General features: G+C 63.7%; 11 protein-coding genes. 10 read left to right on the top strand and 1 reads right to left on the bottom strand.

Annotated elements, in window-relative coordinates:
* The first annotated feature begins 9 nt into the window (after window positions 1-9).
* Together ABH924_RS02990 and mshC are read left to right on the top strand one after the other, a co-directional pair.
* Window positions 10-843, top strand: a complete 834-nt coding sequence (locus ABH924_RS02990) for an undecaprenyl-diphosphate phosphatase (protein WP_404496769.1) — start codon at window positions 10-12, stop codon at window positions 841-843.
* Window positions 844-859: 16 nt separating this feature from the next.
* Entirely contained in the window at window positions 860-2,143 is a 1,284-nt protein-coding gene (gene mshC, locus ABH924_RS02985) for a cysteine--1-D-myo-inosityl 2-amino-2-deoxy-alpha-D-glucopyranoside ligase (protein WP_404496768.1), read from the top strand.
* An 81-nt stretch (window positions 2,144-2,224) separates the two neighbouring features.
* On the opposite strand, the gene ABH924_RS02980 is transcribed toward mshC, so the two are convergent.
* Window positions 2,225-3,130, bottom strand: a complete 906-nt coding sequence (locus ABH924_RS02980; RefSeq protein ID WP_404496766.1) for a PAC2 family protein — start codon at window positions 3,128-3,130, stop codon at window positions 2,225-2,227.
* Window positions 3,131-3,248: 118 nt separating this feature from the next.
* Here ABH924_RS02980 and ABH924_RS02975 point away from each other — a divergent pair, with 118 nt between their 5' ends.
* The 8 genes from ABH924_RS02975 to prcA all read left to right on the top strand — a co-directional run bounded on the left by ABH924_RS02975 (window position 3,249) and on the right by prcA (window position 11,826).
* On the top strand, window positions 3,249-3,980 hold the full coding sequence (locus ABH924_RS02975; RefSeq protein ID WP_404496764.1) for an HAD family hydrolase: 732 nt from the start codon (window positions 3,249-3,251) through the stop codon (window positions 3,978-3,980).
* On the top strand, window positions 3,981-5,150 hold the full coding sequence (locus tag ABH924_RS02970; RefSeq protein ID WP_234749325.1) for a site-2 protease family protein: 1,170 nt from the start codon (window positions 3,981-3,983) through the stop codon (window positions 5,148-5,150).
* Window positions 5,151-5,267: 117 nt separating this feature from the next.
* Window positions 5,268-6,320, top strand: a complete 1,053-nt coding sequence (locus ABH924_RS02965; protein WP_345451783.1) for a tRNA (adenine-N1)-methyltransferase — start codon at window positions 5,268-5,270, stop codon at window positions 6,318-6,320.
* Window positions 6,321-6,421: 101 nt separating this feature from the next.
* Window positions 6,422-8,236, top strand: a complete 1,815-nt coding sequence (gene arc, locus ABH924_RS02960) for a proteasome ATPase (protein WP_234749321.1) — start codon at window positions 6,422-6,424, stop codon at window positions 8,234-8,236.
* Window positions 8,237-8,286: 50 nt separating this feature from the next.
* The gene (gene dop / locus ABH924_RS02955) at window positions 8,287-9,903 is read left to right on the top strand and encodes a depupylase/deamidase Dop (RefSeq protein ID WP_234749971.1); all 1,617 of its coding nucleotides are present in this window, start codon (window positions 8,287-8,289) and stop codon (window positions 9,901-9,903) included.
* Window positions 9,904-10,025: 122 nt separating this feature from the next.
* On the top strand, window positions 10,026-10,229 hold the full coding sequence (locus ABH924_RS02950; RefSeq protein ID WP_234749319.1) for a ubiquitin-like protein Pup: 204 nt from the start codon (window positions 10,026-10,028) through the stop codon (window positions 10,227-10,229).
* 78 nt (window positions 10,230-10,307) lie between these two features.
* Window positions 10,308-11,117, top strand: a complete 810-nt coding sequence (prcB, locus tag ABH924_RS02945) for a proteasome subunit beta (protein WP_234749317.1) — start codon at window positions 10,308-10,310, stop codon at window positions 11,115-11,117.
* Between the two features lies 1 nt (window position 11,118).
* Window positions 11,119-11,826: a proteasome subunit alpha gene (gene prcA / locus ABH924_RS02940; protein ID WP_234749315.1), complete on the top strand. Its 708-nt coding sequence runs from the start codon at window positions 11,119-11,121 to the stop codon at window positions 11,824-11,826.

The following is an 11,826-nucleotide window of genomic DNA, read 5'->3' as shown; positions in this document are numbered from 1 at the left end:
TCTATTCACGTGAACTGGATAGAAGCAGCCTTCCTTGGCCTCGTGCAGGGCCTGACAGAATTCCTTCCGATTTCTTCAAGCGCACACCTGCGAATTGTCGGCTCGTTCCTGCCCAATGCGGCGGATCCCGGAGCTGCTTTCACGGCCATTACCCAGCTGGGCACCGAGACGGCCGTGATCGTCTTCTTTTGGCGCGACATCGTCAGGATTGTGCGCGCTTGGTTCGGATCGCTGCGTGGCAAGGTCTCCAGGGACGATCCCGACGCCCGGATGGGGTGGTTGGTCATCCTCGGCAGCCTGCCTATCATCGTGCTCGGCCTGCTCTTCCAGAACCAGATCGAATCCGTGCTGCGCAGCCTGTGGATCGTCGCCACGATGCTCATCGTCTTCGGCATGATCCTCGCGGTAGCGGACGCTGTCGGCCGGCAGGAACGCGAGCTGAGCCAATTGACCTTCAAGCACGGCATCCTTTACGGGCTGGCCCAGGCCATGGCGCTCATCCCGGGCGTCTCCCGCTCCGGTGGAACCATCACCGCCGGCCTCTTGATGGGGTACACACGGGAAGCGGCCGCACGGTATTCGTTCCTGCTCGCCATACCCGCTGTCTTCGGCAGCGGCCTGTACCAGCTGTACAAGGTGGTGTCGAAGGAAGGAATCACGGGACCCTTCGGCCTTCCGGAAACAGCCCTGGCCACGGTCATCGCCTTCGTTGTGGGCTTCATCATCATTGGCTGGTTCCTCAAATTCATTTCCACCCACAGCTACCGTGTCTTCGTGTGGTACCGCATTCTCCTTGGACTCGCCCTCTATGTATTGCTCGGTTTCAATGTCATCAGCGCCTAGCACTATGGTTGAGGCTGTGAAATCGTGGATCTCCCGCCCTGTGCCTGAACTACCCGGCAGCATGCCCCCGTTGAGGCTGTTCGATACCGCCCTCAGGGCCCTCGTGGAGGTCGAGCCACGCGCGGAGCAATCCATGTACGTCTGCGGCATCACGCCCTACGACGCCACCCACATGGGCCACGCGGCCAGCTACGTCGCCTTCGACCTGCTCAACCGGGCATGGCGGGACAGTGGCCAGCGGGTTGCGTACGTCCAGAACGTCACCGACATCGACGACCCCCTCCTGGAGCGCGCCACCGCCACCGGCGTTGACTGGCGGGAGCTGGCGGCGAGCCAGATTGAGCTTTTCCAGACCGACATGGACGCCCTCAATGTGCTGGCTCCGAGTCACTACATCGGGGCCGTCGAGGTGATCCCGATGATTGTCCCGGCTATCGAGAAATTGATTGCTGACGAGCTCGCCTACCGCGTGCACGGCACCGGCGGCGAACCCGACGGCGACGTCTATTACGACGTCGAGGCAGCAGGCAAGGCTTCGGATAGCCCGGACGCGTGGACCCTCGGTGACATCTCGGGACTCGGCGAAGTGGAAATGCTGGAGCTTTTCGCAGAACGCGGCGGCGATCCCGGCCGGTCCGGCAAACGGAATCCCCTTGATCCTTTGCTTTGGCGCGTTGCCCGCGATGGCGAGCCGAGCTGGCCCGGCGCAAGCCTCGGTGACGGACGTCCCGGCTGGCATATTGAATGTACGGTCATCGCCCAGAAGTACCTGCCGGCTCCCTTCACTGTGCAGGGCGGCGGATCGGACCTCGTGTTCCCGCACCACGAAATGGGCGCTGGACACGCGTATTCGCTGAGCGGCGTTCCCTTGGCGCGCCACTATGCCCACGCTGGAATGGTGGGCCTGGACGGCGAAAAGATGAGCAAGTCCAAGGGAAACCTGGTCCTTGTGTCCAAGCTCCGGGCCGCGGGCGAAGAGCCTGCCGCAATCCGCCTGGCGATCCTGGCCAACCACTACCGTTCGGATTGGTCCTGGACCGATGAAGGCTTCGCCCAGGCCAAGGAACGCCTCAACACGTGGCGGGCTGCCCGGGACGTTGCCCCCGAGGGGTCAGCGGCGGAGCTGCTGACGCGGATGCGCGCCGAGCTGGCCAACGACCTCAATGCTCCCGGCGCGGTCGCCGCCGTCGATGCCTGGGCTGCGGCGGCCCTCGGCAGCGCGTCCGACGCCAATCCCGGCGCGCTTGATTCCGCCCTGGTGAGCGACGCGATCAACGGATTGCTCGGCGTCGAGCTCTAACGGAACTGCGGGAGCGGAAGCAGGGCTTCGGGAACTGAGGGCGAGGCTGGCTGAAGCGGACAAGCCCTGACGGCAAGACTGTCAGGGCTTGTCCTTGCCCCTGCGCTTGAGGTAACGCTCGAATTCGCGCGCGATGGATTCGCCACTGGCCTCCGGTAGGTCAGCCGTGTCCTTGGCCTCTTCGAGCTGCCGCACGTAGGCCGCGATTTCGGGGTCTTCAGTGGCCAGTTCGTCCACGCCGCGCTCCCAAGCCTCGGATTCCTCGTTGAGGGCGTGGGTTTCCAAGGGCACCTGGAGGAGATCTTCGATCCTGTTCAAGATGGCCAGTTGTGCCTTGGGGGAGGGGGGCTGTGCGACATAGTGCGGCACGGCCGCCCACAGCGACACCGTAGGCAAGCCCGCGAGCAGCGCGAATTCCGCCAATACCCCCACAATGCCTACCGGCCCCTCGTACTGCGAAGCCTCCAGGTTCAAGCGCTGCCGCAATCCGCCGTCGTCCGAGGTGGTGCTCACGGGGATCGGGCGGCTGTGCGGGACATCGGCCAGAAGGGCGCCGATCAGGACAACGTAGTCGACTTTGAGCGCTTCGGCATGGACCAGAAGCTCGGCCGTGTAGGCGCGCCAGCGATAGGAAGGCTCGGTGCCGAGCACGAACACCACATCGACGTTGCTGTCCGGGACGCTGGCCTTGTACAGGCGTGTGGAAGGCCACTTCACCTTGCGCGTTCCGGCTGCCGTGCGTCGAACGGTCGGCCTGGTGAACTGGAAGTCGTAATAGTCGTCGGCATCAACGGATGCCACTTTCTTTCCTTGCCACAACTTGTTCAAGTAGTGCAGGGAATCACTGGCCGCCTCGCCGGCGTCGTTCCAACCCTCGAAAGCCGCCAGCATCACGGTGATGCGCTGGCCTTCGGCTACAGGCTGGAGAAGGCGCTCAGGCTCCGGGGAAGTGGCCTGTCCGTCAGGGGCTCCGTCCAAACTGTTCATTCACTCACCCTACGTCCAACACCGCCACCGATGCATGGCGTTAGGGACCGGCGTGGCCATACTTCGCCCCGGGCGTAGAACGGCAATTGCCGTGCCTCCTTCCACGTAGACTTTAGGCATGCTTGCTTCTGCCACCCAGCCCCTGCTCAAAGCCGCGCTATGGGACATGGATGGCACCCTGGTGGATACCGAGCCGTACTGGATTGCTGCAGAGCGCACTCTCGTAGAGTCCCACGGCGGCGCCTGGAGCCATGATCAAGCCATGCAGCTCGTAGGGCAGTCGCTGATGCACTCGGCCGGCATTCTCCAAAGGGCTGGAGTGAACCTGGAAAAGCGCGAGATCGTTGACTCCTTGAGCGCCCAGGTCATCGACCGTCTCCGCGTCGAGGTGCCATGGCGGCCCGGAGCCAGGGAATTGCTTGACGAGTTGTATCAATCGGGCGTCCGTTGTGCCCTCGTGACGATGTCCGAAGGCCCGATGGCGCGGGAAGTCGTCGCCAACCTCCCCAGGCCCTACTTCGAGTTCCTCATCACGGGGGACACCGTCAGCCAAGGAAAGCCCCACCCGGAGGCTTACCTCGCCGCCGTCGAGCGGCTGCGGGACACCGACCCCGGGCTGACCGCGGATCATTGCGTCGCACTCGAAGATTCCGTCCCGGGAGTTGCGTCCGCGATCGCCTCCGGCGTGGTCACGGTCGGAATTCCGCACCAGATGCCACTGCCCGAGGACCCCCGCCGGGCAACCTGGGACACCCTTCACGGACGGAAGGTCGCCGACCTTGAAGCACTTGTTGCCGCCCGGGCATCCGCCAATGTGCCGGCCGGAGCTTTCCTTGGACAGGCAAACTAAGTGAGCACTCCCGGAAACCGTGGCCATAGCACCCGTAGCGCTAAAAAGGACGGGATTCCACTCGGTCGCATCGCGGGAATCCCGGTGTACCTTGCCTACTCGTGGTTCATCATCGCGGCGTTCACGGTCATCGTCTATGGACCAGCACTGCTGATCCGGAACCACTCCTTGGGGATCGGCGCCTACTTGGTTGCCTTTGGCTATGCGGTTCTCCTGGCCCTTTCCGTACTCGTCCATGAACTCGCCCATGCCTTGAGCGCCAAGGCCTTCAAATGGCCCACGGAGAAAATCGTTTTGAATCTCTGGGGCGGGCACACCCAGTTCGAGAGCTTCATCGCGTCCCCCGGCCGCTCGGTGGTTGTTGCTTTGGCAGGACCCGCAGCCAACTTTGTCCTCGCGGGCGGTGCCTGGCTTTTGCTGCAGGCCGGTGTATTCACCGGGGTAGGGGACACCCTGACGAACATCCTCATGTGGGCTAATCTGCTGATCGGCATCTTCAATGTGCTCCCGGGCTTGCCCCTTGACGGGGGCCGCTTGGTGGAGTCCGCGGTATGGAAAGTGACGGGCAGCCAGGAAAAAGGGACGGTGGCAGCTGGCTGGGCCGGACGGGTCATCGTGATCGTCTTGGTTGTTTGGTTCGTCGTGCTGCCTTTGCTGAGCGGCAGCGCGCCGGATCTCAGCCTGATGCTAATCACCTTCCTTGTCTGCAGCTTCCTCTGGATGGGCGCCTCCGGTGCGATCAAGCAGGCCACGCTCCGCGGCCGCCTCCCCTCGGTGAGTGCCGCCGCCTTGGCCGAACCCGCCGTCGGAATTCCGAACTCGGCCACCGTCGCCGACGTGCTGCGCGTTGCACCCTACGGTACGCCCGCCGTCGTGATCTGCGGACCGGATGGCCGGCCGCAGGGTCTTGTCGATCCGGCTGCCGCCGCAGCCGTGCCGCCCTCCGAGGTATTCACAACCGTGGTGACGGCGGTTTCGACCCCGCTCGCCGACGGCGCGTATGTCCCCCGGACGTCCAGCGGCCAGGAACTGATCCAGTATTTGGCGCAGCTCAGCGGCGTCGAATACGCCGTCGTGGATGAAGCCGGCACAGTCATCGGCCTGCTGCGGCAGCAGGCCGTAGTGACAGCCATTACAGGTAAAGTAGCCCGACGGAGCGGACGCCCGTAGGACCTTCCCGGTAGAGTTACCTGCCGGCCGTGAAATAACCCGGCCGGCAGTGCGCATCACTAAGCAGTAACTGTGGCAACAAATGACGGCCCAGCCGTACAGGAGCGAGGAACACCCATGAGCAGCGAAACCGCCGCCAACTACACGGCCACCGGCGCCGCCAACACCGCCATTCAGCCGACTGGTGCGGCACGGCGCCGAGGGCCGTTCCGTGTGGGCGAGCGGGTTCAACTCACGGACGAACGCGGCCGGATGAACACCATCACTTTGGAGGAAGGCGGCGCCTTCCACACGCACCGGGGCTTCCTGAACCACGACGAAATCATTGGCCAGGTTGACGGTTCCGTGGTGGCCAACAACATCGGCCAGCAGTACCAGACGCTCCGTCCGCTGCTCTCTGACTTCGTGTTGTCCATGCCCCGCGGTGCCGCAGTGGTGTACCCCAAGGATGCCGGCCAGATCGTGACCATGGCCGATATCTTCCCGGGTGCGCGGGTTGTGGAAGCCGGCGTTGGTTCCGGCGCCCTTTCGATCTCCCTGCTTCGTGCAGTCGGAGACAACGGTTACCTGCACTCTTTCGAGCGTCGCGAAGAATTCGCCGATATCGCCCGCGGCAACGTGGAAACCATTTTCGGCGGTCCGCACCCGGCCTGGAAGATCTCACTCGGCGACTTCCAGGAGGAAGTTGTCCGCAGCGAGGAGCCCGGATCCGTGGACCGCGTGGTGCTGGACATGCTCGCTCCTTGGGAATGCCTCGACGCCGTAGCCACCGTTTTGGCCCCCGGCGGCGTATGGATCAACTATGTGGCCACCGTGACCCAGCTCTCCCGTACCGCAGAGGCCATCCGCGCCGACGGCCGTTTCACGGAACCGGACGCGTGGGAGTCCATGGTCCGCGGCTGGCACCTTGAGGGCCTCGCCGTCCGTCCCGACCACCGCATGGTGGCCCACACCGGCTTCCTCTTGGTGACCCGTCGCCTTGCAGACGGCGTGACCGGGATTTCCGTCAAACGGCGTCCGTCCAAGACCGAGTTCAGCGAGGAAGACCTGAATGCCTGGACACCGGGAGCCGTAGGAGAGCGTGCGGTTTCGGACAAGAAACTGCGACGGGCCGCACGGGATGCGATTGCCGGCACCAACGTCAAGGACGACCCCACACCCGCTCCCTGAGGAAAGATCACAAACTGGTCCGCATTCCGGATGTCACAGGTTTCCCGACGCTTTTGAGGGCTAAGGTCTATTTATAGAAAGCGGGAAGGAGCTGATGCTTCGTGGATACGTCGAACAATGACTTCGGGCGAACAACGCCGGAGGAGCCATCGAACAAGGCTGTGGCTGAGGGGAAAGCGGGACACGGGGGTGGGGCAATCCAACCGGTGGACGAGTCCGGGGAACTCACTGTCGCGGAACGCCAGATAAACATCCTTCGAGACAAACTGCGCCACATCGACCGTCAGCTTGCCGCCGCGACCCAGAACAACACCAAGCTCGTGACCATGCTGGAAACGGCGAAGGCCGAAATCCTGCGGCTCAAAGGCGCCCTCGAGCAGGACGGCCAACCGCCGTACAGCTTCGGGACCATCTTGCAGATCAATCCGAGGCGCCAGCCAACGGCAGGCAGCACCGGGCAGGCGGCCACCGAGGAATCGGTCGACATCTTCAATGCCGGCCGCAAGATGCGCGTGGGCGTCAGCCCGCTCGTGAACATCAGCCAGCTGGCCGTTGGACAGGAAGTCCTCCTCAATGAGGCCCTGCTCGTGGTGACAGGCCTGGGCTATGAACGGGCAGGCGAACTCGTCACCCTCAAGGAAATGCTTGGCACGGACCGTGCCCTGGTAGTGGGCAGGGCCGATGAAGAGCGGGTAGTCAGGCTTTCAGGCGCATTGCAGAAGGTGCACTTGCGCGTCGGTGATGCTTTGTCGCTGGATTCCCGCACCGGCTACGCCTTGGAGAAGGTGCCCCGGGCTGAGGTCGAAAACCTTGTCCTCGAGGAAGTGCCTGACATTACCTACGAGGACATCGGCGGCTTGGGCCCGCAAATCGAACAGATCCGCGACGCCGTGGAACTCCCGTTCCTGCACCCGGACCTGTACCGCGAACACGGGCTCAAAGCGCCCAAGGGCATCCTGCTTTACGGCCCTCCGGGTTGCGGCAAGACGCTGATCGCGAAGGCCGTTGCCAACTCGCTCGCCGCCCGTGCCTCCGAACGGGCCGGAAACGTGGACCTGAAGAGCTACTTCCTGAATATCAAGGGACCTGAACTCCTTGACAAGTACGTGGGCGAAACAGAGCGGCATATCCGCCTGATTTTTGCGCGCGCCCGGGAGAAGGCTTCGGATGGCAGCCCCGTGGTGGTGTTCTTCGACGAGATGGACTCGCTGTTCCGCACCCGCGGCACCGGGGTGTCCTCCGACGTCGAAACAACCATCGTCCCGCAGCTCCTGAGCGAGATCGACGGCGTCGAACGGCTGGACAATGTCATCGTGATCGGCGCTTCGAACCGTGAAGACATGATCGATCCGGCTATTCTTCGTCCCGGCCGGCTTGATGTGAAGGTCAAGATCCAGCGGCCCGACGCCGAAGCGGCCGCCGACATTTTCGCCAAGTACATCACCACCGACCTTCCGTTCCACGCGACGGATCTGGCAGAGCACGGCGGCGACGTCCAGGCCACAGTTGACGCCATCATCCAGCGCACCGTGGAAGCCATGTATTCGACGGAGAAATCCAACGAGTATCTCGAAGTCACCTACGCCAATGGCGATACCGAGATGCTCTACTTCAAGGACTTCAATTCCGGCGCGGTTGTCCAGAACGTCGTGGACCGGGCCAAGAAGTACGCCATCAAGGACCTCCTGCTGACCCAGCAGAAAGGCCTGCGGATCGACCACTTCCTGCGCGCCGTCGTCGACGAATTCCGCGAACACGAGGACATGCCCAACACCACCAACCCGGATGACTGGGCACGCATCTCAGGCAAGAAGGGCGAACGCATCACCTACATCCGCACAATCGTCCAGGGCAAGGCCGGCCAGGAGCCCGGGAAGTCGATCGAAACGACTCCAAACACCGGCCAGTACCTGTGACGGCCCGGCCGGAAGGCCTGCCTTCGGACAAGCTTCCCGTCGGCGGGGCCATGCGGGTCATGGGTTCGGAAACTGAATACGGTATCCACGCGCCCTCCGCGCCAGGAGCGAACGCCACGATGATGTCCGCGCGGATCATCCAGGCCTACGCCAACCTGACCCGACAGCGGGCCGCCGGGGGCGCTGAAACCCGCTGGGACTACACGGACGAAGAACCCCTGCATGATGCACGCGGTTGGACAGTTGAGCGCAGTGCAGCTGATCCCAGCCAGCTGACCGACCGGCCTCCCGTGCTCGACGCCGAGGCCGTCGCGTTGGCGTACGGGCGGCAGGAGCTGGAAGCCGACGGCGGCGACGAGTCAGGATCGTTGCTGATGAACATGGTCCTCGGCAACGGGGCCCGCCTGTACGTGGACCATGCCCATCCGGAATATTCCAGTCCCGAGGTCACGAACCCCCGTGACATCGTCGCGTGGGACGCGGCCGGCGACCTCGTCGCCCTGGCCACGGTTCGGAAGGTCGCCGCCGATCCTGATCTGCCGGCCATCAATCTGTACAAGAACAACACCGACAACAAATCTGTGTCCTACGGTTCCCACGAGAACTACCTCATGCCGCGCTCGGTGCCTTTCGGGGACATCGTCCGCGGCCTGACGCCGTTCTTCGTCACGCGCCAGGTCATCTGCGGTGCCGGGCGGCTCGGCAAGGGCCAGGACGGTTCAACGTCCGGATTCCAGATCAGTCAGCGTGCGGATTTCTTCGAAGCCGAGGTAGGGCTGGAAACCACTATCAGGCGTCCGATCATCAATACCCGGGATGAACCGCATGCCACCGCGGACAAATACCGGCGCCTGCATGTCATCATCGGAGACGCCAACCTGAGCCAGGTGTCGAACTACTTGAAGTTCGGCACCACGGCATTGGTCCTGAGCCTCATCGAAGCCGGCCAGGCTCCGAAGATCGAAGTACATGAGCCCGTGGCGGGCCTGCAGGCAATCAGCCACGACACCTCCCTGACTGCCACGCTCAGGCTTCTCGACGGACGGCGCGTCACAGCGCTGGATATCCAGTGGATGTACTACGAGGCGGCGGCCAAACTTGGCCAGGAAACCGGGGTCTCCGATTCCTTCAGTGGAGACGGCCACACCCGGGATGTCCTGGAACGGTGGGAATCGACGCTGGGGCTCTTGGGGAGCAACCCCGCAGGTGCCGCCTCCTCTGTCGAATGGCTGGCCAAAATGTCCCTGCTTGATGGCTACCGGAACCGTGACGGCCTGGAATGGAACGACGCCCGCCTGGGGCTTGTCGATTTGCAATGGTCCGATGTGAGGCCGGAAAAGGGCCTGTACTATCGAATGCTTTCCCGCGACCGCATGCAGACGATCGTCGACGACGCCACAATCAGCCGCGCTGTGGTCGAACCGCCGTCGGATACCCGCGCATATTTCCGTGGGAAGTGTGTTTCCAGCTTTGGCAAGGACGTGGTCGGCGCCAGCTGGGATTCGGTCATCTTCGACGTTCCGGGCATCGGGAAACTGCAGCGTGTGCCCACCCGGGAACCGCTCCGCGGCACGGAAGCACTCACGGGCCTGCTGTTTCGGAAACACGCCACAGCGGGCGCATTCCTCCGTGAATTGCTGGGCCTGGACCCGGCCCCGCCCGCCTGAACGGGCAGCTGACGAAAGGCTGCCAAACGGGCCCTTAAAAGCGCAGCGTCGCGGCCCGCCCCGTGGCAGTATGGCATTACAGGAAGTCCCCGTTGCCGGGGATGGACAGAATGGAGAAGGAAATGGCAGCTCAGGAGCAGCAGCAACCGCAGTCGCGGGACGTCGAGGCAGAGGCCGACGCCCCCGAGGCACCGCCCGCGGCGCCAGAGGCACAGGCCTCGGTCGCCACGCAGGGCGTGGACGATCTCCTGGACGAAATCGACGGCGTGCTCGAATCGAACGCCGAGGAGTTCGTCAGGGCATTTGTGCAAAAGGGCGGCCAGTAGCCAGCCGCCAGCTAAGCCAAGGGCCCGGCCGGCGCGAGGCCGCCGGGCATCGGATGTCAGAGTCGAAGGAGCGCAGCAATGCAGGATCCATCAGCCGGCCACCTGGCCACCCAAGCAACGTCTTCGTTCACAGAGCATCTGCAACGCTCCAGGCCTGAACTCCTTCCCTTTAGTCAAACGCTGCCCGCGGGACAGATTCCGCTGGTGCCCCATGCCACAACAATCGTCGCCCTCAGTTACCCCGGCGGCGTCCTGATGGCGGGGGATCGGCGTGCCACCATGGGCAACGTGATCGCCAGCAGGCACATCGAGAAGGTCTTCCCGGCCGACGAATACTCCGTCCTCGGAATTGCCGGAACAGCGGGCCTGGCCATCGACATCACGAGGTTGTTCCAGGTGGAACTGGAACACTACGAAAAGATCGAAGGCACGCTGCTGAGCTTGGACGGCAAAGCCAACCGGCTTGGGGCCATGATCCGGGGAAACCTGCCGATGGCCATGCAGGGTCTCGCGGTGATCCCGCTCTTCGCGGGCTTCGACCAGGCAACCGGCGTGGGACGGCTGTTTTCCTACGATGTGACAGGCGGACGGTACGAGGAATTTGAGCACCACTCTGTCGGCTCCGGTTCCGTCTTCGCACGCGGCGCCTTGAAGAAGCTGTGGCGGCCGAACCTCACCGAAGACGAGGCCGTCGCTGTCTCGGTTGAAGCCCTCTACGACGCCGCCGACGACGACTCCGCCACGGGCGGTCCGGACCCTGTCCGGCAGCTCTGGCCGGTGGTGTATACCGTCAACCGCGCCGGCGCCCGCCGGGTGTCGGAACGGGAGCTGGCGGCGATCGCAGGATCCATTGTTGAATCGCGCGCAGTTGCCGGACGGGAGGCCTGAGATGACCCAGCAGTTTTATGTTTCGCCCGAACAACTAATGAAGGACCGCGCGGATTTCGCGCGGAAGGGCATCGCCCGCGGCCGTTCCGTCGTCGTCATCAGTTGCGCTGACGGGATCGCGCTGGTCGCGGAAAACCCGTCACCGTCGCTCCACAAGATCGGTGAGATCTACGACAAGATCGCGTTCGCTGCTGTGGGGAAGTACAACGAGTTTGAGAGTCTTCGGCAAGCGGGTGTCCGCTACGCTGACGTCCGCGGCTATTCATACGATCGCGAGGACGTCACTGCCCGCGGGCTGGCCAGCGTCTACGCGCAGAGCCTTGGCGCCGTCTTCACTGCGGAACAAAAGCCGTTCGAAGTCGAGCTTGCAGTGGCCGAGGTCGGGCACACGCAGGCCGAGGACCATCTTTATCGGCTGACTTTCGACGGTTCGATTGCCGACGAGAATGGTTTTGTGGTGATGGGCGGATTGGCCGAGCAAGTAGCCGAGACCGTGGCCGGCGGTTGGAAGGCTGACCTCGACCTGGCCGGCGCACTGCGACTGGCCGTCAAGGCGCTGGCCACGGACAAGGAAGTGGACGCCCTGCCCGGAACCGCAGTCGAGGCCGCCGTGTTGGACCGAAGTCCGGAAAGCGGGCGCGGATCCCGGCGGGCTTTCCGGCGGCTCAGGGCAGAAGAAATCACGCAGCTGCTGGCAGGGGAGGCCTGA

The organism is Arthrobacter sp. GAS37 (assembly GCF_044908325.1).
In the GTDB taxonomy this organism is placed as follows: domain Bacteria; phylum Actinomycetota; class Actinomycetes; order Actinomycetales; family Micrococcaceae; genus Arthrobacter; species Arthrobacter ramosus.
Note: the sequence above shows the minus strand (reverse complement) of the source record. Positions and strands in the feature narration are given on the sequence as shown.

Coding starts and splice junctions, on each gene's coding strand:
- ABH924_RS02980 (WP_404496766.1), bottom strand. CDS start 3,130: ATGAACAGTTTGGACGGAGCCCCTGACGGACAGGCCACTTCCCCGGAG.
- ABH924_RS02975 (WP_404496764.1), top strand. CDS start 3,249: ATGCTTGCTTCTGCCACCCAGCCCCTGCTCAAAGCCGCGCTATGGGAC.
- ABH924_RS02965 (WP_345451783.1), top strand. CDS start 5,268: ATGAGCAGCGAAACCGCCGCCAACTACACGGCCACCGGCGCCGCCAAC.
- dop (WP_234749971.1), top strand. CDS start 8,287: ATGCGGGTCATGGGTTCGGAAACTGAATACGGTATCCACGCGCCCTCC.
- ABH924_RS02950 (WP_234749319.1), top strand. CDS start 10,026: ATGGCAGCTCAGGAGCAGCAGCAACCGCAGTCGCGGGACGTCGAGGCA.
- prcB (WP_234749317.1), top strand. CDS start 10,308: ATGCAGGATCCATCAGCCGGCCACCTGGCCACCCAAGCAACGTCTTCG.
- prcA (WP_234749315.1), top strand. CDS start 11,119: ATGACCCAGCAGTTTTATGTTTCGCCCGAACAACTAATGAAGGACCGC.